The 22,324-nt window shown below is 58.8% G+C and carries 20 protein-coding genes; 11 read left to right on the top strand and 9 right to left on the bottom strand.

Annotated features, from left to right (window positions below):
* Positions 1-112 precede the first annotated feature (112 nt).
* Positions 113-463 (bottom strand): hypothetical protein, encoded by a 351-nt coding sequence (locus ABFX35_RS07670; RefSeq protein ID WP_095848782.1) that lies wholly within the window; start codon positions 461-463, stop codon positions 113-115.
* 166 nt (positions 464-629) lie between these two features.
* Here ABFX35_RS07670 and mpaA point away from each other — a divergent pair, with 166 nt between their 5' ends.
* Both mpaA and tpx read left to right on the top strand, forming a co-directional pair.
* On the top strand, positions 630-1,337 hold the full coding sequence (mpaA, locus tag ABFX35_RS07665; RefSeq protein WP_346080129.1) for a murein tripeptide amidase MpaA: 708 nt from the start codon (positions 630-632) through the stop codon (positions 1,335-1,337).
* 198 nt (positions 1,338-1,535) lie between these two features.
* The gene (tpx, locus tag ABFX35_RS07660) at positions 1,536-2,039 is read left to right on the top strand and encodes a thiol peroxidase (protein WP_095848784.1); all 504 of its coding nucleotides are present in this window, start codon (positions 1,536-1,538) and stop codon (positions 2,037-2,039) included.
* Between the two features lie 96 nt (positions 2,040-2,135).
* Here tpx and tyrR read toward each other — a convergent pair whose 3' ends face one another.
* From tyrR to pspA, 7 genes are all read right to left on the bottom strand, one after another.
* On the bottom strand, positions 2,136-3,707 hold the full coding sequence (gene tyrR / locus ABFX35_RS07655; protein WP_346080127.1) for a transcriptional regulator TyrR: 1,572 nt from the start codon (positions 3,705-3,707) through the stop codon (positions 2,136-2,138).
* A gap of 278 nt (positions 3,708-3,985) precedes the next feature.
* Complete coding sequence (locus tag ABFX35_RS07650) at positions 3,986-5,047, bottom strand: TIGR01620 family protein (protein WP_346080125.1); 1,062 nt, start codon at positions 5,045-5,047, stop codon at positions 3,986-3,988.
* On the bottom strand, positions 5,044-6,441 hold the full coding sequence (locus tag ABFX35_RS07645) for a YcjX family GTP-binding protein (protein WP_279023868.1): 1,398 nt from the start codon (positions 6,439-6,441) through the stop codon (positions 5,044-5,046). The genes ABFX35_RS07650 and ABFX35_RS07645 overlap by 4 nt, the downstream gene beginning before the upstream one ends.
* Positions 6,422-6,688, bottom strand: a complete 267-nt coding sequence (pspD, locus tag ABFX35_RS07640; protein WP_095848788.1) for a phage shock protein PspD — start codon at positions 6,686-6,688, stop codon at positions 6,422-6,424. Before pspD ends, ABFX35_RS07645 begins: the two co-directional genes overlap by 20 nt.
* Before the next feature lie 90 nt (positions 6,689-6,778).
* Entirely contained in the window at positions 6,779-7,138 is a 360-nt protein-coding gene (gene pspC / locus ABFX35_RS07635) for an envelope stress response membrane protein PspC (RefSeq protein ID WP_279023866.1), read from the bottom strand.
* On the bottom strand, positions 7,138-7,365 hold the full coding sequence (gene pspB, locus ABFX35_RS07630) for an envelope stress response membrane protein PspB (protein ID WP_095848790.1): 228 nt from the start codon (positions 7,363-7,365) through the stop codon (positions 7,138-7,140). Before pspB ends, pspC begins: the two co-directional genes overlap by 1 nt.
* Before the next feature lie 61 nt (positions 7,366-7,426).
* Complete coding sequence (gene pspA, locus ABFX35_RS07625) at positions 7,427-8,092, bottom strand: phage shock protein PspA (protein ID WP_121552559.1); 666 nt, start codon at positions 8,090-8,092, stop codon at positions 7,427-7,429.
* 184 nt (positions 8,093-8,276) lie between these two features.
* Here pspA and pspF point away from each other — a divergent pair, with 184 nt between their 5' ends.
* From pspF to ABFX35_RS07590, 7 genes are all read left to right on the top strand, one after another.
* Entirely contained in the window at positions 8,277-9,299 is a 1,023-nt protein-coding gene (gene pspF / locus ABFX35_RS07620; RefSeq protein ID WP_346080121.1) for a phage shock protein operon transcriptional activator, read from the top strand.
* A 453-nt stretch (positions 9,300-9,752) separates the two neighbouring features.
* Positions 9,753-11,405 (top strand): ABC transporter substrate-binding protein SapA, encoded by a 1,653-nt coding sequence (sapA, locus tag ABFX35_RS07615; RefSeq protein ID WP_346080119.1) that lies wholly within the window; start codon positions 9,753-9,755, stop codon positions 11,403-11,405.
* A complete protein-coding gene (sapB, locus tag ABFX35_RS07610) occupies positions 11,402-12,367 on the top strand; it encodes a putrescine export ABC transporter permease SapB (RefSeq protein WP_279023859.1) in 966 nt (321 codons plus the stop codon). Before sapA ends, sapB begins: the two co-directional genes overlap by 4 nt.
* Entirely contained in the window at positions 12,354-13,244 is an 891-nt protein-coding gene (gene sapC / locus ABFX35_RS07605) for a putrescine export ABC transporter permease SapC (protein ID WP_279023857.1), read from the top strand. The genes sapB and sapC overlap by 14 nt, the downstream gene beginning before the upstream one ends.
* Positions 13,244-14,236 carry a putrescine export ABC transporter ATP-binding protein SapD gene (gene sapD / locus ABFX35_RS07600; RefSeq protein WP_279023855.1) on the top strand — a complete coding sequence of 331 codons (993 nt, stop codon included), beginning with the start codon at positions 13,244-13,246 and terminating at the stop codon, positions 14,234-14,236. The genes sapC and sapD overlap by 1 nt, the downstream gene beginning before the upstream one ends.
* 1 nt (position 14,237) lies before the next feature.
* Positions 14,238-15,050, top strand: a complete 813-nt coding sequence (sapF, locus tag ABFX35_RS07595; RefSeq protein ID WP_279023854.1) for a putrescine export ABC transporter ATP-binding protein SapF — start codon at positions 14,238-14,240, stop codon at positions 15,048-15,050.
* A gap of 399 nt (positions 15,051-15,449) precedes the next feature.
* Entirely contained in the window at positions 15,450-16,646 is a 1,197-nt protein-coding gene (locus tag ABFX35_RS07590; RefSeq protein ID WP_346080115.1) for a CMD domain-containing protein, read from the top strand.
* Here ABFX35_RS07590 and ABFX35_RS07585 read toward each other — a convergent pair.
* Positions 16,614-17,531, bottom strand: a complete 918-nt coding sequence (locus ABFX35_RS07585; protein WP_346080880.1) for a LysR family transcriptional regulator — start codon at positions 17,529-17,531, stop codon at positions 16,614-16,616. The two genes, ABFX35_RS07590 and ABFX35_RS07585, sit on opposite strands and share 33 nt — an antisense overlap.
* A gap of 323 nt (positions 17,532-17,854) precedes the next feature.
* Here ABFX35_RS07585 and ABFX35_RS07580 point away from each other — a divergent pair, with 323 nt between their 5' ends.
* The gene (locus ABFX35_RS07580; protein WP_346080113.1) at positions 17,855-20,155 is read left to right on the top strand and encodes an FdhF/YdeP family oxidoreductase; all 2,301 of its coding nucleotides are present in this window, start codon (positions 17,855-17,857) and stop codon (positions 20,153-20,155) included.
* Between the two features lie 196 nt (positions 20,156-20,351).
* On the top strand, positions 20,352-22,286 hold the full coding sequence (locus ABFX35_RS07575; protein WP_346080878.1) for an exoribonuclease II: 1,935 nt from the start codon (positions 20,352-20,354) through the stop codon (positions 22,284-22,286).
* The last annotated feature ends 38 nt before the right edge of the window (positions 22,287-22,324 follow it).

Here is a 22,324-nt window from a genome sequence, read left to right as displayed (position 1 = left end):
GTGAGCGAGGAAAGCCAACACACCTGCAGCTTGAAGTATGAAGGGTATAGCACAAGATCGGCACCCACTAGCGCTTTAGCGGGGCGTTCAATACCAACCCACGGCAGGCAGCTTAGTCGTACAGGTGAATACTGGCGATCTGGTAGCAGAACTCTTCACCCTCTTCATCATCATAAATGGTGAAGTAGCCTTTTTCCGCCAGCGGGCTTTGTTGAATGTCAATGCGCTGCAACTGCCGGGCATTGATATCGTCATAGCCGTAATCCAGATAAAAGGCAGCGTTTTGGTAGTCAATATGCAGCGTGAATGGATAGTTGGATTCGTCACCGCGGCCATCGTCGTTTCTCACTACGCCAAACCATGCCCCCTGGCGGATCTGTTTTTCATCATCCACACCACACAGCAACGTCAGGCTGTCATTTTCGTTTTCGGTGTAGCGGGCAATTATTCTGGCAATGGGCATAGAACATCCTCTTGATATGGTTAGGCCGATGCCTGGATAGTATAACAACAGCGTCAGCGCATATGGCATCAGCCACACAGTAAACATTATCTGTCGCTAGCGGCACAAGCCTAATACACTGAATAAAATAATTATCACCTTTTCCTGGCGCACGGAGCGATAAACCATGATCCCACCACGCCCGCGCAGTGAACGTGGCCAATTGACCATAGCCGGTGAAAGCTATGGCAAATCGTTATTGGGCGCACCGCTGCTGTATTTCCCCGCGGCAACCGGCACCACCGAAGCCGGTCTGGTGCTGGCCGGTACCCACGGTGACGAAACCGCCGCCGTGGTGGCGCTATCATGCGCGCTGCGCAGTATTGCGCCCAACCAGCGCCGGCACCATGTGGTGTTGGCCGTGAACCCCGACGGCTGCCAACTGGGGCTGCGGGCCAACGCAAACGGCGTGGATCTCAACCGCAACTTCCCCGCCGCCAACTGGCGCTCCGGCGATACGGTTTACCGCTGGAACAGCGCGGCCAAGACGCGGGATGTGCGCCTTTCCACCGGCGGCCGGCCCGGCTCGGAACCGGAAACCCAGGCGCTGTGCCGCCTGATCCATAGCCTGAAGCCGCAGTGGGTAGTTTCCTTTCATGAACCGCTGGCGTGCATTGAAGATGCCGGCAGCTCGCGCCTTGGGATCTGGCTGGCGCGCCAGTTTGCCCTGCCGCTGGTGAGCAGCGTTGGTTATGAAACGCCGGGATCGTTTGGCAGTTGGTGCGCGGATTTATCGTTGCCGTGCATCACCGCAGAACTGCCGCCGATTTCCGCCGACGCGGCCAGCGAACAATACCTTGAGGCGATGGTGGAACTGTTGGCCTACCGCGCCTGACCCCGCTTTCGGCCATGCCGTTAGCGGTTGCAGCCGGTTGATTTATGGCGCAGTTTAACCTGGCGGACACAGTCTATTAGCAAACTTTATATATCCAATTTACCCATGTTGACATAAACTTGCGTCACGAGTAAGCCGCAGGCGGTATTCGTATCGGCTGTGCCCTTTGTTATCAACACCTGTAAAAGGAACCCAGCAATGACCCAGACAGTACATTTTCAAGGCAACCCGGTAACCGTTGACGGTAAACTGCCGCAAGCTGGCGAACAGGCCAAGCCTTTCACGCTGGTCGCCAAAGACCTGTCCGACGTAACGCTGAATAGCTTCGCGGGGAAACGCAAAGTTCTGAACATTTTCCCAAGCATTGATACCGGCGTCTGCGCCACATCCGTGCGCAAATTCAACCAATTGGCCAGCGAATTGGATAACACCGTGGTGCTGTGCATCTCTTCCGATCTGCCGTTTGCCCAGTCCCGCTTCTGCGGTGCGGAAGGGTTGACCAACGTGGTTACCCTGTCCACCCTGCGTGGCGCCGAGTTCAAACAGGATTACGGTGTGGCGATCGCCGCAGGTCCGCTGGCCGGCTTGACTGCGCGCGCGGTGGTGGTGTTGGACGGCCAGGATAAGGTGATCTACAGCGAACTGGTGAATGAAATCACCAACGAGCCTGATTACGATGCAGCGCTGGCGGCTCTGAAATAAAGCGCCAGAAGCCAGGCATTTCTTGGTTTGAATAAACAATAAGCAGCGCAACCGCGCTGCTTATTTGTTCTTATCGCCGCATTGCGCGGCGCGGGGTTATTCTTCGCCGTCGTCTGCCGCCTTACGATTGCCCAACCCATACTCACGCAGCTTGTTGGCGATCGCCGTATGGGATACGCCCAGCCGCTTTGCCAGCTTGCGCGTGCTCGGGTAGGTGCGATACAGGCGCGTCAGCACCGAGCGTTCAAAACGCTTGCTGATATCGTCCAGCGACCCATCCAGCGCCTCATCGCCCAGCGGTATTTCCGATTCAAACTCCGGCAGCACAATATCCTGCGGGCGCAGTTCATAGCCTTCGGTTTGGGTGAGCGCACGGTAAATGGCATTCTTCAACTGGCGCACGTTACCGGGCCAGCCGTATTTGCTTAGAAAGGCATTCAGATCGTTAGAAAGCTTGGGCCGCGCCACGCCCTGCTCGTCGGCAAAGCGCGCCACGAACAGCTCGGTCAACGGCATGATGTCCTGCGGACGTTCGCGCAGCGGTGGGATGTTCAGCGCCAGCACGTTAAGGCGGTAGTACAGATCTTCACGGAACTCGCCGCGCTGCACCAGTTCGATCAGGTTCTTCTGCGTGGCGCAGATCACGCGCACATCCACGTGCACTTCGTGCTCTTCACCCACACGGCGGAAAGTGCCGTCGTTGATAAAGCGCAGCAGTTTGGCCTGCATCCGCGACGACATTTCGCCAATCTCATCCAGCAACACCGAGCCGCCGTTCGCCTGCTCAAAGAAGCCTTTCTTGCCTTCGGTCGCCCCCGGATAGGCGCCTGGCGCATGGCCGAACAGCTCGCTTTCCGCCACGTCATCCGGCAGGGCCGCACAGTTCAGCGCCAGGAAGGGTTGCTTGCCGCGCGGGCTGCGCAGATGGCAGGCGCGCGCCAGGATGTCTTTACCGGTGCCGGTTTCGCCAATCAGCAGCAGCGGCGCGTCCAGCATCGCCAGTTTGCGCGCCTGTTCCAGCACCTGGCGCATTTTCGGGCTGGTGGCGACGATATGTGCAAATTCGCTGTCGTCATTAACCGCCAGATTCTGCAACTGGCGCCCCATGCGCGCGGTGGATTTCAGCATCACCACGGCCCCGACCGTCGCCTGCTGCTGGCTTTCGTCTTCCAGGCAAATCGGCGTGATCTCCATCAGGAAATCCTGGCTGCGGATCACTACCCGCTCGGAGTGCGGCGTACTGTTGCCGGTCTCCAGCCAGCGGCCGAAATTATAACCGCCGATCAGCGCCCCGGCGGTCTGGTTGCGCAGCTTGTCCTCATCCAGGCAAAACAGCGCCTGCGCCGCCGGGTTAGCCAGTTCGACCTTCCCTTTCATATCAATGGAAAATACCGGTTCCGGCATCGATTGCAGCAGCGCACGCAGCGAGCGATGCTCATGCTCCGAAGGCATAAAGCTCACGGTGCGCACATCGGTCACGCCGTCGATACGGCGGATCTCCATCATCAGCGTGCTGAAGGTGTCAAAATCCAATTGGGCAAAATTCAGGTAAATTCGGCCGATCGACGCGATCTCGATACCGCGCAAATCGATATTACGCAAAACCAAAAGATCGAGCAGCTCTCGGGCCAGGCCGAGCCTGTCTTCGCAAAATACTTCCAAACGCATCAGTAAGACCTTCTCTCTGCAGGTGCGGGATAACTGGCAACGATAATACTCTCTCCCCCTGCGGGGAAGAAGCCATCTGTCAGCAAAAGTTGACAGGAATCCGTATTCGCGTGCTTTCCGATGGCTTTTGCACCAGGCAAGCAACAATCGGCGATGATTTACCACACGGCTGGTGGATGATTGCACGGGGCGGCGGTTTTTTAGCGCAACATCTCGCGGGCGGCAAATTAACCTTACGCCGCAGTGTTGGCTGCGCCCGGCCAGGCGCAGCCGGCGGGCTATTTATCCTTTTTGGCCCCTTTCGCCATCACGTCTTTCAACTGGCCGATCAACTGGCCACGGAAATCAGACAGCTTTGGCTTATCGCCATCCAGCCACGGCAACGGGCGGCACAGCTCCATCGCCTTTATCCCAAGGCGCGCGGTCAGCAGGCCGGCGCCGATGCCCTGCGCCGCCCGCGCAGAAAGGCGTGCCGCCAGATCCTGCGATACCCAGTCCATCCCCACTTCTCGCACCAGCTCCGAAGCGCCGGCAAAAGCGATGTTGAGTAACACCAGCCGGAACAGACGGATACGGCTGAAATAGCCCAGCTCAATGCCGTATATCGCCGCGATACGGTTAATCAAGCGGATATTGCGCCAGGCGATAAACGCCATGTCCACCAGCGCCAGCGGGCTGACGGCGATCATCAGCGTCGATTCCGCCGCCGAGCGGCTGATTTCCCGCCGCGCCTGTTCGTCCAGCACCGGCTGCACCAGGCTGGCGTACAGCGCCACCACTTCACGATCGTTTTGCGTTTCATGCAGCGATGCCTGCCAGCGCTGCAAGGCCGGGTGGCCCTGATCCAGGCCGGCCTGGCGCGCCAGTTTCTCGCAAAACGCCCGCCCCTGGCCCAGGCCGTGGCTGTGCAGCAATTCACGCGCCACGTCACGCTCCTGCGCGCGCTGGCGCAGGCGGTACAGGCGGCGCCATTCGGTCGCCAGCGCCCCCACGCCGGCAAAGACGATCAAACCGCCGGCGACGCCGCCGCCAAGGGCAATCCAATCCTGCTGTACCCAGGCGTTATGCAGCCACTGCACGCCCTGCGCCACCACGCTGACGCCGAACAGCGCCAGCCCGGCGTTAACCATCTTGCGCCACAGGCTGCGTTTAGGTTTCAGCGCCGCGTTAACGATGCCTTCAGCGCGCCCTTCCTCATCCTCCAGTTGGCGTTCCGGCTCAGCCGGGTGAAAATATTCCGCCTGGCGTTCGTCAAAGGTCAGGCCCGAACGGAGCGGCGGTTCTTGCGGCGGCTGCAACGGCGTTTCGAAATCAATACGGGGTTTCAATGGTTCGCTCATCGCAACTTATCTCCCAGTAAAAACGCCATCACGGCATCCAGCCGGATATGCGGCAACGGACTATCCGGGCTCATCGGGCGTGGACGAAAGGCGTCAAAGTGGAACCCCTGATTTTGCCAAAACGGCAGCCCCGGCAAACGGGCCGGCACTTCGCCGGGAAAGACCGTCAGCGGCGCGCCGTCTGCCAGGCGGTTGCCTTTCAGCGCCGGAATAAGCTGGCCCTGATACTCCACCATGCCGCTTTCGGTCGCCTGCACCGAAGCCAGGCCGACGCAGTCCATACTGATGCCTTCAAAGGCGGCGTTTTGCCACGCTTCCTGCACCAGTTGCTGCAACAGCGAAACCAGGTTGGCGTGCTGATCGGCAGTGATGTGGTCGGCCTTGGTGGCAGCGAACATCAGCTTGTCGATGGTGGGAGAAAACAGACGGCGGAACAGGGTGCGTTTGCCATAGTGGAAACTTTGCATCAGTTGGGTCAACGCCAGGCGCATATCGTTGAACGCCTGTGGCCCGCTGTTGAGCGGTTGCAGGCAATCGACCAAGACGATCTGGCGATCAAAGCGCACAAAGTGCTCTTTATAAAAATCTTTAACGACCGACTGGCAATAGTAGTTAAAGCGGGTGCGCAACATCCCGAAATTACTCTGTTTATCCGCCTGGGCCAGCTTCGTTTCGCCGCTGTCATCAATATTCGGCCACGGGAAAAACTGCAACGCCGGCGCGCCGGCCATATCCCCCGGCAGCACAAAGCGCCCGGGCTGGATAAAATGCAGCCCTTCGGCTTTGCAGCGCAGCAGGTAGTCGGTATAAGCCTGGGCAATCGCCGCCAGCCGGTTTTCGTCGGCGGGCGCCAGCGGATCGAGGGTTTGGCACAGCGCCAGCCAGGGTTTGGCCCATTCGGCGCGCTCGCCCTGCAACAGCCCGGCCATCTGGCGCGACCAGGCCAGGTAATCCTGCTCCAGCATCGGTAAATCGAGCAGCCATTCGCCGGGGTAATCGACAATTTCCAGGTAGAGGGTGGATGTCTCTTTGAAATGTCGCAGCAGCGAATCAGTGGAGCGGTAGCGCAGTGCCAGGCGGATCTCGCTCACGCCGCGCGTCGGCGTCGGCCAGCTCGGCGGCACGCCGTACAGTTGCGCCAGCCCTTCATCATAGGTAAAGCGTTGGATGCCCAGATCGCGTTGCGGAATGCGTTTCACGCCCAGCAAGCGCTCCTCGCGCGCGGGGGAAAACAGCGGCAAGCGCGCGCCGCTGTGAATATGCAGCAATTGGTTGACGAATGCGGTAATAAAGGCCGTTTTGCCGCTGCGGCTCAGGCCGGTGACGGCCAAACGCAGGTGGCGATCCATCCCCCGGTTGACCAGTGCCGTTAACTCATTTTGCAGTCGTTTCATTATTCTCCTTGGCAAAGCGCCCAAAGGCCTTGGTTAACCCTTTGCGAAACATCGGTTCCAGTATCATAGCCAGGATCAGGCGCAGCGGCTTGCGGCTAACGGTTTTCAGCAGCCATGAGGTGGCGCCCGCCGGCCCATAGCTCATTAGCGCTATGATGAGCACTTTCGCCAGTGTCTTCAACACTGCACCTGCCCCTTGTTTAAATGCATGCGATTTTGGGGCGTTCGCGCTTAAAGTTTTCGTCATTATGCTTGCCCTCCGGCATTAGATATGGGGAATACAGGCGCACCTTTGGCCCGCCATCCGGCATGATGCGGGCCTTTGATGGTAGGCGGGTTACAGGTTGCGAAAGCGGCTGCGCACGCCGAAGGCGTCGGAAGTGACATAACGCTCAATCTGGCGCAGCTGTTGTTCGCCGCTGCCCAACTCATACTCCAGTTGGTCCAGCAACTGGCGCGGCGTTTTCTGCTGTTCGCCGGCAAAGCTGCTGGAGGGCGCTTCGTCCAGCACAAACGCCAGTACGATATAGGCCACCACGGTAAAGAAAAACAGCCCGAAAAACAGCGACAGCACCACGATCACGCGAATCAACCGCACCGGCACGTCCAGATAGTGTGCCAGGCCGGCGCAAACCCCTTTCAGCATGCCCTCTTCCGGCACGCGATACAGTTTCTTACTGCCCAACGGATTGCTCATTAAGACTGTCTCCAGTTCGGGTGTTCTGCATCCAGAATTTCTTCCAGCGCCTGAATGCGTTCACGCATACGTTTGGCGTTGTCCGTCAGTTGCGCCAGGCGTTGCATTTCCTGGCCGCTGAGTTGGATACCGTTCTGCTGGCGATTGCTGTAATGCAGCCAAAGCCAAATCGGTGCGACAAACAACACGAAAATTGTCAACGGGATGGCAAGTAACAAGGCAGTCATTGGTTTTCCTTCTTATTCATTTTGATTGGGCGGCCACACTCACTGTGGCCACGCCGCTACATTACTCTGAACGGTTCATTTTTGCTTTTAGCGCCGCCAACTGTTCACTGATGGCGTCATCCGCTTTCAGTTCAGCAAACTCCTGATCGAGCGATTTCTTTTTACCGATGCTGACGCTTTCCGCTTCGGCTTCCATATGGTCGATGCGGCGTTCGAACTGCTCAAAACGCGCCATCGCTTCATCCAGCTTGCCGCTGTCCAGTTGGCGGCGCACGTCGCGTGAAGAAGACGCCGCCTGGTGGCGCAACGCCAGCGCCTGTTGGCGGGCGCGGGTTTCGGTCAGCTTGTTTTCCAGCTCGCCGATCTCGCCTTTCATGCGGCTTAGGGTTTCCTCCACCGCGGCCACTTCGCTGCTGAGCGTGGTAATCAGATCGGCGACCTTTTGTTTTTCGATCAGCGCCGCGCGGGCCAAATCTTCCTTATCCTTGCGCAACGCCAGTTCGGCCTTGTCCTGCCAGTCGCTGAGCTGGGTTTCCGCCTGCTCAATACGGCGCAGCAGGTGTTTTTTCTCTGCCAGCGCCCGGGCCGAGGTTGAACGCACTTCAACCAGCGTATCTTCCATCTCCTGGATCATCAGGCGCACCAGTTTTTGCGGGTCCTCCGCCTTATCCAGCAGCGTGTTGATGTTGGCATTCACGATATCGGCAAAACGAGAAAAAATACCCATAATTCACTTCCTCTTTGTTTCTGGCGGCGTCTACAGCGCCACATGAGTTGGTACAGCTTGCTACTGGATTAATCAAAACCCGTGCCAACTTTTATTACATTGAAATTTAAGGAATATTTATTTTTGACTCTCTGGCAGCATGCTGTAGAGTGAGTATTTTCACCAAACATTGGCGAATTTCATCATGACTACACCGATCGAAAACCTGCTGGGCGAGGCCAACTCATTTGTCGAGGTGCTGGAACAGGTTTCGCAACTGGCCAAACTGGATAAGCCGGTGTTGGTGATTGGCGAGCGCGGCACCGGTAAAGAGCTTATCGCCCACCGGCTGCATTACCTTTCCAACCGCTGGCAGGGGCCGTTTATTTCACTTAATTGTGCGGCGCTCAATGAGAACCTACTGGATTCCGAACTGTTCGGCCACGAGGCGGGCGCCTTTACCGGCGCACAAAAGCGCCACCTGGGGCGTTTTGAACGCGCCGATGGCGGCACGCTGTTTCTTGATGAGTTGGCAACCGCGCCGATGCTGGTGCAGGAAAAGCTGCTGCGGGTGATTGAATACGGCCGGCTGGAGCGCGTGGGCGGCAGCCAGCCGTTGCAGGTGGACGTGCGGCTGGTTTGCGCCACCAATGACGATCTGCCTGCGCTGGCCGCGCAGGGCAAGTTCCGCGCCGATCTGCTCGATCGGTTGGCGTTCGACGTGGTGCAATTGCCGCCGCTGCGCCAACGCCAGCAGGACATCATGTTGCTGGCGGAGCATTTCGCCATTCAGATGTGCCGTGAGCTTTCGCTGCCGCTGTTCCCGGGGTTCACCGCCAGGGCGCGTGCCACGTTGCTGGGCTATGGCTGGCCCGGCAATGTGCGCGAGCTGAAAAACGTGGTTGAACGCTCCGTTTACCGCCATGGCACCAGCGACAGCGAGCTGGACGAGATCGTCATCAACCCGTTCGCCCGGCACGATACGCCGCCGCCAGCCGCCCAAAGCGAACCAAATAGCCACCTACCCGCGCTGCCGCTGGATTTGAAAGTCTGGCAGTTGGAGCAGGAAAAGGCGCTGTTGGAAACGGCGCTGAAACAGGGCCGTTTTAACCAGCGCAAAGCGGCCGATCTGCTCGGGCTGACCTACCACCAACTGCGCGGAATGTTGAAAAAACATGCGTTAGTGCAAAACGGCCATGAAGAAGAAGACGGACAAATGGCGGGTTAATAGTCGGCGGGCAAAAAAAAAAGCCAGCACCCGAGCTGGCTTAAAAAACACTGGAAGCAATGTGAGCAATGTCGTGCCTTCCACAAAAAGCAACGAGGCGTTACCTTCCGTGAAGTGCAAGGTGATGATAATGGTTATCAGTATCAGCTGTAAAGTGCTTTGTTGAGAATTTTTCTCATTACCATATCAACATTGTGCGTTCTCCCCCCGGTAACGGGGGATCTGCAAATCCGTTACGCATTCAAAGGCGGGTAATCGTGCCCGATACGCCGCGGATTTGGCCTGCGGCGCTTGCCATGAAAACGCCCGCCGGCCAAAACCGGCGATTGCCCACTGCAATCTGCCGCAGAGTTGGCCAAAAAGTAGAAAATTCAACCATTTTTCGCAAGGAATTGGGTCGCTCGCCAGAGTACGGTACACTATCGCCATTGCTTAATAACTCATGAAGCGTCTATGCGTGCTTTACCCCTTTGGATACTGTCGTTGAGCTGCCTGGCAGGCTCCGCCATCGCCTCAACACCCGCTGCCCCTGCCGCCGCAGCGCCGCTGCCGGATATCCGCCAAAGCGGCTTTGTTTATTGCGTCAGCGGCATACTCAATACCTTCAATCCGCAGATGGCCAGCAGCGGCCTGACGGTCGATACCCTGGCGGCACAGCTGTACGATCGCCTGCTGGATGTCGATCCTTACACCTATCGCCTGATCCCTGAACTGGCGCAAAGCTGGGAAGTGCTGGATAACGGCGCCGCCTACCGTTTCCACCTGCGCCGTGACGTGCCGTTCCAGACCACCGCTTGGTTTACGCCAACGCGCCTGATGAACGCCGACGACGTGGTATTCAGCTTCGAGCGCGTATTCGATCAAAAACACCCGTATCACAACGTCAATGGCGGCGAATACCCGTATTTTGACAGTCTGCAGTTTGGCGATGCGATCCAGAGCGTGAAAAAGATTGATGACTATACCGTTGAGATCCGCCTGCAGGCGCCGGACGCCTCATTCCTGTGGCATATCGCAACCCACTACGCGCCGATTCTCTCGGCCGAATATGCCGGCGCGCTGACCAAACGGGATAAACAGCCGCTGATCGACCGTGAGCCGGTCGGCACCGGGCCATTTATGCTCAATGAATACCGCTCCGGGCAATATATTCGCCTGGCGCGTAATCAGGCCTATTGGAAAGGCCTGCCGCGCATGGCGCAGGTGGTGATCGATCTGGGCGCCGGCGGCACCGGGCGCTTGTCCAAACTGTTAACCGGCGAGTGCGACGTGCTGGCCTACCCGGCGGCCAGCCAGCTGTCGATCCTGCGCGACGATCCACGCCTGCGCCTGACGCTGCGCCCGGGGATGAACATTGCTTACATGGCCTTTAACACGGAAAAACCGCCGTTTAACAATGTGAAAATCCGCCGGGCGGTTGCGCTGGCCATCAATAACCAGCGCCTGATGCAATCCATCTATTACGGCACGGCGGAAACCGCAGCTTCGATTCTGCCGCGCGCCTCCTGGGCCTATGATAACGATGCGCACATCACCGAATATAACCCGGCGCTGGCCCGTGAGATGCTGCGCCAGGCCGGTGCAGAACAACTGCACTTAAAGCTATGGGTGCCGACCGCTTCACAGGCTTATAACCCAAGCCCGCTGAAAACCGCCGAACTGATCCAGGCCGATCTGGGCCAGGTCGGCATCCGGGTTGATATCGTGCCGGTGGAAGGCCGCTTTCAGGAAGCCCGCCTGATGGAGCGCAACCACGATTTAACCCTGACCGGCTGGGCCACCGACAGTAACGATCCGGACAGTTTTTTCCGCCCGCTGTTAAGCTGTGCGGCAATCCGTTCGCAAACCAACTATGCTCACTGGTGCAACCCCGCATTTGATGAGCTGCTGCAAAACGCCCTGCTGTCGCAACAGTTGTCACAGCGGATCGACAGCTACCAGCAAGCGCAAAAAATTCTTGAGCAAGAGCTACCGGTATTGCCGTTGGCCTCTTCGCTGCGCCTGCAGGCCTACCGCTATGATATCCGCGGGCTGGTGCTAAGCCCATTCGGCAACGCGTCGTTTGCCGGGGTGTACCGTGAATCTGACGAGGGGGCGAAAAAGTGATTATCTTTACCTTGCGCCGCCTGCTGCTGCTGGTGATCACACTGTTCCTGCTCACGCTGGTTAGCTTTAGCCTCAGCTACTTTACGCCGCATGCGCCGCTTAGCGGCGCCGGGCTGTGGGATGCCTACCGCTTTTACCTGGTCAGCCTGCTGCATTGGGATTTTGGCGTTTCCAGCATCAATGGCCAGGCGATCAACGCTCAACTGCGCGAAGTGTTTCCCGCCACCATGGAACTGTGCCTGTTGGCCTTTACCCTGGCGTTGTTTATCGGTATCCCGCTGGGCATTATCGCGGGCGTGATGCGCGGAAAATGGCAGGATACCGCCATCAGCACCTTCGCACTGATCGGCTTTTCCATGCCGGTATTCTGGCTGGCGCTATTGCTGATGCTGTTTTTCTCGCTGCACCTTGGCTGGCTGCCGGTTTCCGGGCGTTTTGATTTGCTATACCAGGTGCAGCCCGTAACCGGCTTTGCCCTGATCGACGCCTGGCTGTCGGATTCGCCGTACCGCACGGAAATGATCGCCAGCGCCCTGCGCCATATGGTGCTGCCGGTGGCCGCGCTGGCGGTGGCGCCGGTAACGGAAGTGATACGCCTGATGCGCATCAGCACCGACGATGTCAGCGACCAGAACTATATCAAAGCGGCCGCCATTCGCGGCCTGTCGCGCTTCACTATTATCCGCCGCCACGTGCTGCACAATGCGTTACCGCCGATCATTCCCAAGCTGGGGCTGCAATTTTCCACCATGTTGACGCTGGCGATGATTACCGAAGTGGTTTTCAGTTGGCCTGGGCTTGGGCGCTGGCTGGTAAACGCCATCCGCCAACAGGATTTTGCGGCGATTTCTGCCGGCGTGATGGTGATCGGCATGCTGGTCATCACCATCAACGTGCTGTCAGATATTTTGGGCGCTGCAACTAACCCGCTGAAACATAAGGAATGGTATGCCCTTCGATAACGTATACCGCGAAAAGAAAATGCCCAGCCCGCTGCGCTATACCTGGCGGCTGTTTTACGGCGATGCGCTGGCCATGATCGGCTTTTACGGCGTCATCCTGCTTTTGCTGCTGTCGGTTTTCGGCGGTTGGCTGGCGCCTTACGCGCTCGATCAGCAATTTCTTGGCTACCAACTGTTGCCGCCTTCCTGGTCGCGCCATGGCAATGTTTCTTTCTTCCTCGGCACTGACGATCTGGGCCGCGATATCCTCAGCCGCCTGCTGACCGGCACCGCCGCCACCTACGGTTCCGCGTTGATCGTCACCGTGGCCGCCGCCTGTTTCGGCGTGGTTCTTGGCGTCTTCGCCGGCGTTACCCACGGCCTGCGTTCGGCGGTGCTCAACCATATTCTTGATACCCTGCTCTCCATCCCTTCGCTGTTGCTGGCGATCATTGTGGTGGCGTTTATCGGGCCGGCGTTACCGCACGCCATGCTGGCGGTGTGGCTGGCGCTACTGCCGCGCATGGTGCGCACCATTTACAGTGCGGTGCATGACGAGCTGGAAAAAGAGTATGTGATCGCCGCGCGCCTGGACGGCGCCTCAACCCGACAGATACTGTGGTATGCCATTTTGCCGAACATTGCCGCCGTGCTGGTGACCGAATTCACCCGCGCGCTGTCAATGGCCATTTTGGATATCGCCGCGCTGGGTTTTCTCGATCTCGGCGCGCAGTTGCCTTCCCCGGAATGGGGAGCCATGCTGGGTGATTCGCTGGAACTGGTGTACGTTGCGCCTTGGACGGTGATGCTGCCAGGCGCGGCGATCCTAATTAGCGTGCTGTTGGTTAACCTGTTGGGCGATGGTATACGCCGGGCAATTAATGCGGGAGTGGAATAATGCCGTTACTCGATATCCGCAATCTGACCATTGAGTTTATGACCGCCGAAGGGCCGGTCAAAGCCGTCGATCGCGTCAGTATCACGCTCACCGAGGGCGAAGTGCGCGGCCTGGTCGGGGAGTCCGGCTCCGGCAAAAGCCTGATCGCCAAGGCCATCTGTGGCGTGACCAAAGACAATTGGCGGGTGACCGCCGATCGCATGCGCTTTAACGACATCGATCTGCTCCAATTGACGCCGCGCGAGCGGCGCAAACTGGTCGGCCACAATGTTTCCATGATCTTTCAGGAACCACAGTCCTGCCTGGATCCTTCTGAAAGCATCGGCCGGCAGTTGGTGCAAGCGATCCCCGGCTGGACGTATAAAGGCCGCTGGTGGCAACGCTTCCATTGGCGCAAACGCCGCGCCATAGAGCTGTTGCACCGCGTCGGCATCAAAGATCACCAGGACATCATGGGTTCTTTCCCCTACGAACTGACCGAAGGGGAATGCCAAAAGGTGATGATTGCCATCGCGCTGGCCAACCAGCCGCGGCTGTTGATCGCCGATGAGCCGACCAACGCCATGGAACCGACCACCCAGGCCCAAATTTTCCGCCTGCTGGCGCGGCTCAACCAGAACAACAACACGACGATTTTGCTGATTAGCCACGATCTGCAAATCATGAGCAAATGGGCGAACCGGGTAAACGTATTGTACTGCGGCCAAACGGTAGAAAGCGCCCAGTGCGAGGATTTGCTGGCCGCGCCGCATCACCCGTACACGCAGGCGTTGATCCGCGCCATGCCGGATTTTGGCCGTTCGTTGCCGCATAAAAGCCGGCTGAACACCTTGCCGGGGGCGATCCCCTCGCTGGAACACCTGCCGATTGGCTGCCGCCTGGGGCCGCGCTGCCCTTATGCACAGAAAAAATGCATCGAAGCGCCGCAGTTGCGCCCGGTCAAAACCCACCTTTTTGCCTGCCACTTCCCGCTGAATATGGAGGATAACTAAAATGGAAACGCTGTTGGAAGTGCGCAATCTGACCAAAACCTACCGCTACCGCACCGGGCTGTTCCGCCGCCAGCATGTGGAAGCGGTGAAATCCGTCAGCTTTACCCTGCGCGAAGGCCAGACGTTGGCGATCATCGGTGAAAACGGCTCGGGGAAATCCACGCTGGCAAAGATGCTCTCCGGCATGATTGAGCCCAGCGAGGGGGAACTGCTGATCGACGATCATCGCCTGGAATATGGCGACTATCGCTACCGTAGCCAGCGCATTCGCATGATTTTCCAGGATCCCAGTACGTCGCTCAATCCGCGTCAACGTATCGGCCAGTTGCTGGACGCTCCGCTGCGCCTGAATACCGATTTGGACAGCGCCGCGCGTGAACAGCGCATCAATCTCACGCTGCGCCAGGTAGGGATGCTGCCGGATCACGCCTATTACTATCCGCATATGCTCGCTTCCGGCCAGAAACAGCGCGTTGCCCTGGCGCGTGCGCTGATCCTGCAACCGAAAGTGATCGTGGCCGATGAGGCGCTGGCCGCGCTCGATATGTCAATGCGTTCGCAGATCATTAACCTGATGCTGGAACTGCAGGAAAAACACGGCATCGCCTATATCTACGTGACCCAGCACCTTGGCATGATGAAACACATCAGCGATCAGGTGCTGGTGATGCACGAAGGCGAGGTGGTGGAACGCGGCAGCACCGCAGATGTGTTGGCCGCGCCACTGCACGATCTCACCAAGCGTCTGATCGCCAGCCACTTTGGCGAGGCGCTGACCGCAGACGCCTGGCGGCGTGACGGCGGCCGCTTCTGATTGCCCAGCCGCAAACCGCGCCCTGATGGGCGCGGCAACCCCATCCTGCACGTGACGTTATCCATTAAACTCAAATGTAAATTACTTTTTAATATATCTCAGTATATTTTATTCACTTTAGTTATTTATTAGCACGTAACATTATTTTATCTCGCCATAACTATCGGTGAAGATATCCTGCACGAAAAGTCCACTCTTCAACAGGATATCAATCTGATGGGAAAGCAAGAGCACTGCCGGCCCGCCATCGCGGCTATCAGCGGAACATGCGCCGCAGCATGTTGTGATAACGGCCACCGCTACCCGCTTTCCCTTGCACTCCTGCGCAGCTGTTGCCCCTTCACTCAACCACCGCGCTTACCTGAACGGTGGTTTTGGTCATGATTAAGGATTAAGCCAATGGAACCGTTACGTCGACAACACAATACCCAGTGGTATCACGAAACCCAGAGCAGCGTATACAGCGGTAACCTGTTGGAGCCCGGCGCGGCCACCATCCGCGATCGCTTTCTGCAAGGCTTTGGCGCTTTGGCCGACGAAACGCTGAACGCCGCACTGACTGCGCGGGCAGGTGTGTTCGACGCCTCGCTGGCCTGTTACCACCGGCTGTTTCCCAAGCGCGTGGTGTTAAGCAGAAAAGTGACGTTGTCACTGTATGATCGCCTCAGCACCGCCCTGACCGTTGCCCAGGTGACCGGTATCCAGCCGCTTTGTAGCCACTACGCGGCCCGCCTCGCCCCGCTGGATAGCCCAGAAGCCTCGCGCAAAAGCAACATCCGCCTGGCGCAGATCACCCAATATGCCCGCCAGTTAGCCACACACCCTACACAGATCACCCCGCAGGCCCTGCAACAGTTGGTTGACGTTGAGTTGAGCACCGAAGATATCGTCACTTTTTCGCAAATCATCGGCTTCGTCAGCTATCAGGCGCGCGTTATCGCCGGCATCGCGGCGCTGGCCGGGCGGCCGGCGGTGGTGGTGCCGGGCTTCCCGGTGGTGGACGATGCCGAAGCCCTCGGCGCCGCAGAGCAACCGCAGGTATGGCAAGCGCGGTTGCCGGAAATCACGCTGGAGGCCGCCGCCGCCGAACAGTTGGACGTGCTCGATCAAAGCCACCCTGAGGCGCGTAATGACGCCTATTACCGGCTGCTGGCGCACGACGCCGCCGCGCTACGCGAACGCAACGGGGTCTTCAACCAGATTAACGCTGGTGACTATGGCCTGCCGGCCGAATTGAAAGCGCTGGCTGCGCTGGTGGTTTCACGCATTAACGGCAGCGCTTACTGCGTCGCCAGCCTGATACCGCAGGTGGCCGATGCAACACTGACCCATGCGTTGCTGGAAAGCGTCAATACCGCCCAGAGTACGGCTGAACCGCTGGCGCAGGCGGTGATCGCCACCGCCGCGGAGCTTACCCGCTCACCGGAGAAATTCACGCCGCAAAGCGTCCAACCGCTGTTCAATATCGGGCTAAGCCAGGCCCAGGTGCTGGAAGTGATCCTCAGTAGCGCGCTCTATGGCTGGGAAAACCGCCTGCGCCATAGCCTGGGTGATTTTGCGCCTTTAGCCGGCGCGGAAGAGAGCGTCTTGCAGTAGCCATGCCTGGGCGGCATCGAAAAAATGCTGGGCCAGCGGCGTGGCCCGCCCCGGTTCGGCAATCACCACCGCCGCATGCCGCGACATCGGCGCAATAGCGAGCGGGCGGCGCTGCAAATCTGGCGTCATCTGCGCCAGCAGATTGCCGCGGGGAAACAGCCCGCAGCCCAACCCTACCCAAATCCCCTGCAACAGTTGAAAGATGGACGTGGTCTCCAGGCGCGCATGCAGCGCCAGGCCGGCGGCGTGAAAGTGATGATCGAGATAGCGGCGGAAATAGCGCGTCGGTTCCGCCAGGCATAGCGGCAGCGCGGCAACCTGCGCCAACGGCAACGGAGCTTCTCCCAGCAACTGCGGGAAATGCTGCGGATGAAACACCAGGTCTATGCCGCCGTCGGCGAGCGGCTGCGACTGAAAATGCAGCTTTTCCAGCGTGGGCAGTTCAAAAAAGCCGATGCCGATGTCCACCGTATGCGCGGTGAGCGCATCCAGCAGTTGATCGGCACTGAGCACCGCCACCCGGTAATCAAGCTGCGGGTAGCTTGCGCTGACGGCCTTCAACATCTGCGCCAGCGAAACGCTGCACTGCGGCACCGCACCGATGCGCAACCGGCCGTTCAGACCGTGCTTGAGCGATTCCACTTCCAGCTTCAGCCCCTGGTAGACCGAGACGATCTCCCGCGCCCACGCCAGCACCCTTTCCCCTTCGGCAGTAAAGCCCTCAAAGTTGTTGCCGCGATTAATCAACGCGACGCCCAGTTCCTTTTCCAGGTTCTTCAGGCGCATGGAAAGCGTGGGCTGGCTGACGAAGCTGGCTTCGGCGGCGCGGCCAAAATGGCGTTCCTGTTCAAGATTACACAGGTAGATCAGTTGCTTGATGTCTATTTTTTTATTCCAATCAGCGACAAAAAGATAAAAGACGATTCACCTGACGGCGGTTTCAGCTTTCCAGCCACTGGCAGCCGGATAACCGCCAGTTTATCATCGAACGCGTTACCCGCGATAAACAATCAGGCCCGGCGATTTGTGCAGAGCGGGAATGGCATAACGTTCGCGCCCTTGCAACCGTGATAAACCGCCTCTATCCCGCCATTGCCTTATTCAATTAGACGCTATGTCGCCACACTCCTACACTTGTGACATAACAGACTCAAAAACGTAAAGAACCATTTACTTTTTGATTACAGTCATCACCTGCGAAGATCATTATGAAATTCAAACCGGCAATTAAACCCTACACCGGCGCAGCCGGCGGCTGGGGTTCGTTAGAAGCCACCACCCGCTACGTGCTGGACAGCAAGCAGGCGCTGAAAAACCTGCGCAACCTGATGCGCGTTAACAAAGTGCGCGGCTTTGACTGCCCGGGCTGCGCCTGGGGCGACGACAACCACAGCACCTTCAGCTTTTGTGAAAACGGCGCCAAGGCCGTCAGTTGGGAAGCCACGCGCAATGCGGTGGATCCGGCGTTTTTTGCCGCCCATACCGTCAGCAGCCTGCGCCAGCAAAGCGACTACTTTCTGGAATATCAAGGCCGCGTAACCCATCCTATGCGTTACGACGCCGCCAGCGATCGCTACCTGCCCATCAGTTGGCCGGATGCGCTGGCGCTGATCGCCGAACACATCCGCCAGATGGACAACCCTAACCAGATCGAGCTGTATACCTCTGGGCGCGCCAGTAACGAAGCCTCTTACCTGTACCAACTGTTTGGCCGCATGCTCGGCACCAGCAACTTTCCCGATTGTTCGAATATGTGCCACGAAGCCAGCGGCGTGGGGCTAAAACAAAGTATCGGCGTGGGTAAAGGCACCATCCGCATGGATGATTTTACGCAAGCAGACGCCATTTTCGTCTTCGGCCAGAACCCGGGCACCAACCACCCGCGCATGCTGCACAGTTTGAAAGACGCGGCCCGGCGCGGCGCACGTATCGTCAGTTTCAATACCCTGCGTGAACGTGGGCTGGAGCGCTTTGCCGATCCGCAAAGCCCCATTCAGATGCTAACGCCGATCTCCTCGCCCATCAGTTCCGCCTACTTCCAGCCGAAGCTGGGCGGCGATATGGCCGCGGTGCGCGGTATGGTCAAAGCATTGCTGGAAACCCACCGCCAGCGGCTGGCGCAAGGCGAGCCGCCACTGTTCGATCTGGCGTTTATTGAGCAGCACTGCACCGGCGTTGAGGGCTATCTGGCACAGGTAGACGCCACCTCCTGGGCACAAATCACCCAGCAATCCGGCCTGAGTGAGGCGCAACTGCGCCAGGCGGCGCAGATTTATCAAAGCGCTGAACGCGTGATCTGCACCTGGGCCATGGGCGTGACCCAGCACAAACACTCGGTGGCGACGGTGCGTGAAATCACCAATCTGCAACTGCTGTTCGGCCAATTAGGCAAGCCGGGCGCCGGCCTGTGCCCGGTGCGTGGGCACAGCAATGTGCAGGGCAACCGCACCATGGGGATTGACGAGAAAGCGCCGCCGGCGCTGCTCGACAGCCTGGAGAAGCATTTTCACTTCACCGCGCGCCGTGAACACGGCCACAATACGGTAGAAGCGATCGAGGCCATGTTGCGGGGCGAGGTCAAGGTGCTGATTGCGCTGGGTGGCAATTTCGCCGCGGCGGCGCCGGATACCGACCGCACCGCCAGCGCCCTGCGCAACTGCGATTTAACCGTGCATATCAGCACCAAGCTCAACCGTAGCCATCTGATCACCGGCCGAAAAGATGCCCTGATCCTGCCGACGCTGGGGCGCACCGAATGCGACATCCAGGCCAGCGGGCCACAGTTTATTACGGTGGAAGACTCCTTCAGCATGGTGCACGCCTCGGAAGGCGTGAGTAAACCGTTGGCGGAAACACAGTGGTCTGAAACCGCCATTGTCTGCGGTATCGCCGATGCGGTGTTGGGCAAGCGCTATCTCGACTGGCCGGCGCTGGCGGAGGACTATGCGCAGATCCGCAATCTCATTGAAGCAACCCTTCCCGGCTTTCAAGACTTCAACCAGCGCTGCGAACAACCCGGCGGCTTTTACCTTGGCAACGCCGCCGCCGAACTGCGCTTCGCCACGCCAAGTGGCAAGGCCGAGTTCAGCGCCGCCGAGCTGCCGGCAACGCTGTTCCCGCAACCGGCGCCGTTCACCTTGCAAACCCTGCGCTCGCACGATCAGTACAACACCACCATCTATGGACTGGACGATCGCTACCGCGGCGTGTACGGCCAGCGCGAAGTGCTGTTCATCAACCCTGCAGATCTGGCCGCGTTGGGCATGCAAGACGGCGACGAGGTAGAAATCGAAACGCTGTGGAACGATGGGATCACGCGGAAAGTCCAGGGGTTCAAACTGGTGAGTTATGACATCCCGCGCGGCAACCTGGCGGCCTACTACCCGGAAACCAACCCGCTGGTACCGCTGGCCAGCTTTGGCGACGGCACCGGTACGCCGACTTCCAAATCCATTCCGGTGGCGATCCGCCGCTGCGCTGCGGCACCAAAAACCTTGAGGATCGCCTGAAAATCCGCCCGCGGTATGCGCCCCTTTGCTCCCGGCCTTGAGGGCCGGGTTTTACCGGCAATCGCCCCGTCCACCCATCAGGTAAAATGATGCGCAGCAACGGGAAAACCGTGATGTTACGCTTGCCCGCAGCGGGTGATTAGCGTAAAACTGTCTGCCGCAAATCATGCCACTCATAACCCATTCACTGGACGATATGTTTCAAGACAACCCGCTGCTGGCGCAGCTTAAACAGCAACTTCACTCTCAGACCCCGCGCGTCGAAGGCGTGGTGAAAGGTACTGAGAAAGGTTTTGGCTTTCTTGAGGTCGATGGCCAGAAAAGCTATTTCATCCCACCGCCGTACATGAAGAAAGTCATGCACGGGGATCGTATCGTTGCCACCTTGCATACCGAAAAAGAGCGTGAGATTGCCGAGCCGGAAACGCTGGTTGAACCGTTCCTGTCGCGCTTTGTCGGCCGGGTGCAGAAAAAAGACGATCGGCTGTCTATCGTGCCGGATCATCCGTTGTTGAAAGACGCGATTCAGTGCCGCCCGGCGCGCGATCTGGCGCATAACTTCCAGGCCGGCGATTGGGCGGTGGCGCAAATGCGCCGTCATCCGTTAAAGGGCGATCGCGGCTTTTACGCGGACCTGACCCAGTTCATCACGACCGGTGACGATCACTTCGCGCCGTGGTGGGTTACGCTGGCGCGCCATAATCTGGAAAAAGAAGCGCCGGAAATGGTCAGCATGCAAACGCCGGATGCCAGCCTGCCGCGTGAAGATCTAACCGCACTGGATTTTGTCACTATCGACAGCGCTAGCACCGAAGATATGGATGACGCGCTGTTCGTGCAGGAAAACGCCGACGGCTCGCTACAGTTGACGGTCGCCATTGCCGATCCAACGGCGTACGTCGCCGAAGGCAGCCAACTGGATGATATCGCTCGCCAGCGCGCATTCACCAACTATCTACCGGGCTTTAACATCCCGATGCTGCCGCGCGATCTGTCTGACGATCTGTGCTCGCTGCGTGCCAACGAACACCGCACGGTGCTGGCCTGCAACGTCACCGTCGGCGCTGACGGCGCGCTGGGCAGCGATATTCGTTTCTTCGCCGCAGAAATCGAATCCAAAGCCAAACTGGCGTATGACGACGTTTCCGACTGGCTGGAAGGCATTGCCGGCTGGCAGCCGCCAAGCGACGCCATCGCGCGCCAAATCACCCTGCTCAAGCGCGTGAGCGATGCCCGCAGCGCCTGGCGCACCCAACACGCGCTGGTGTTTAAGGATCGCCCGGATTACCGCTTTGTGCTGGGCGAAAAAGGCGAAGTGCTGGATATCATTACCGAACACCGCCGCACGGCCAACCGCATCGTGGAAGAGTGCATGATCGCCGCCAACGTCTGCGCCGCCATCGTGCTGCGCGATCGGCTGGGCTTTGGCATCTATAACGTACACAGCGGCTTTGATCCGGCGCTGGTTGAGCAGGCGGTTGCCGTTCTGCAGGCCAACGGCGTGGAAGCCGAGGCGGAAAAGCTGCTGACGCTGGATGGCTTCTGCGAACTACGCCGCCATCTGGATGCGTTGCCGACTTCGTTCCTCGACAGCCGCATTCGCCGTTTCCAGACCTTTGCAGAAATCAGCACCACGCCGGGGCCGCACTTTGGCCTGGGGCTGGAAGCCTACGCCACCTGGACGTCGCCGATCCGCAAATACGGCGACATGGTGAACCACCGCTTGCTCAAGGCAATTATCAGCGAACAGGCGGCTGAAAAACCGCAGGAGGAAGTCACGGTGCAGTTAGCAGAACGCCGCCGCCTGAACCGCATGGCGGAGCGCGACGTCGGCGACTGGCTGTACGCGCGCTTCCTGCAAGACAAGGCCGGTACGGATACCCGCTTCAATGCGGAGATCATCGACGTAACCCGCGGCGGCCTGCGCGTGCGCCTGGTGGACAACGGTGCCGTTGCCTTTATCCCGGCACCGTTTATCCACTCGGTGCGTGACGAGCTGGTTTGCAGCCAGGATACCGGCACTGTGCAGGTGAAAGGTGAAGAGGTGTATCGCCAGGGCGATGCGCTGCAAGTCACTATCGCCGAAGTGCGCATGGAAACCCGCAGCGTGATTGCCCGGCCGGCTGCCTGATCGGCCGCCGCGGCGTTGACTCAAGGCGATGCTTGGCA

The organism is Gibbsiella dentisursi (genome assembly GCF_039539505.1).
In the GTDB taxonomy this organism is placed as follows: domain Bacteria; phylum Pseudomonadota; class Gammaproteobacteria; order Enterobacterales; family Enterobacteriaceae; genus Gibbsiella; species Gibbsiella quercinecans.
This window is presented reverse-complemented; position numbering and strand designations above follow the sequence as displayed.

Bases quoted from the DNA above. Each gene is read 5' to 3' on its own strand.
- ABFX35_RS07670 (WP_095848782.1), bottom strand. From the start codon at position 463: ATGCCCATTGCCAGAATAATTGCCCGCTACACCGAAAACGAAAATGAC.
- mpaA (WP_346080129.1), top strand. From the start codon at position 630: ATGATCCCACCACGCCCGCGCAGTGAACGTGGCCAATTGACCATAGCC.
- tpx (WP_095848784.1), top strand. From the start codon at position 1,536: ATGACCCAGACAGTACATTTTCAAGGCAACCCGGTAACCGTTGACGGT.
- tyrR (WP_346080127.1), bottom strand. From the start codon at position 3,707: ATGCGTTTGGAAGTATTTTGCGAAGACAGGCTCGGCCTGGCCCGAGAG.
- ABFX35_RS07650 (WP_346080125.1), bottom strand. From the start codon at position 5,047: ATGAGCGAACCATTGAAACCCCGTATTGATTTCGAAACGCCGTTGCAG.
- ABFX35_RS07645 (WP_279023868.1), bottom strand. From the start codon at position 6,441: ATGAAACGACTGCAAAATGAGTTAACGGCACTGGTCAACCGGGGGATG.
- pspD (WP_095848788.1), bottom strand. From the start codon at position 6,688: ATGACGAAAACTTTAAGCGCGAACGCCCCAAAATCGCATGCATTTAAA.
- pspC (WP_279023866.1), bottom strand. From the start codon at position 7,138: ATGAGCAATCCGTTGGGCAGTAAGAAACTGTATCGCGTGCCGGAAGAG.
- pspB (WP_095848790.1), bottom strand. From the start codon at position 7,365: ATGACTGCCTTGTTACTTGCCATCCCGTTGACAATTTTCGTGTTGTTT.
- pspA (WP_121552559.1), bottom strand. From the start codon at position 8,092: ATGGGTATTTTTTCTCGTTTTGCCGATATCGTGAATGCCAACATCAAC.
- pspF (WP_346080121.1), top strand. From the start codon at position 8,277: ATGACTACACCGATCGAAAACCTGCTGGGCGAGGCCAACTCATTTGTC.
- sapA (WP_346080119.1), top strand. From the start codon at position 9,753: ATGCGTGCTTTACCCCTTTGGATACTGTCGTTGAGCTGCCTGGCAGGC.
- sapC (WP_279023857.1), top strand. From the start codon at position 12,354: ATGCCCTTCGATAACGTATACCGCGAAAAGAAAATGCCCAGCCCGCTG.
- sapD (WP_279023855.1), top strand. From the start codon at position 13,244: ATGCCGTTACTCGATATCCGCAATCTGACCATTGAGTTTATGACCGCC.
- sapF (WP_279023854.1), top strand. From the start codon at position 14,238: ATGGAAACGCTGTTGGAAGTGCGCAATCTGACCAAAACCTACCGCTAC.
- ABFX35_RS07590 (WP_346080115.1), top strand. From the start codon at position 15,450: ATGGAACCGTTACGTCGACAACACAATACCCAGTGGTATCACGAAACC.
- ABFX35_RS07580 (WP_346080113.1), top strand. From the start codon at position 17,855: ATGAAATTCAAACCGGCAATTAAACCCTACACCGGCGCAGCCGGCGGC.
- ABFX35_RS07575 (WP_346080878.1), top strand. From the start codon at position 20,352: ATGTTTCAAGACAACCCGCTGCTGGCGCAGCTTAAACAGCAACTTCAC.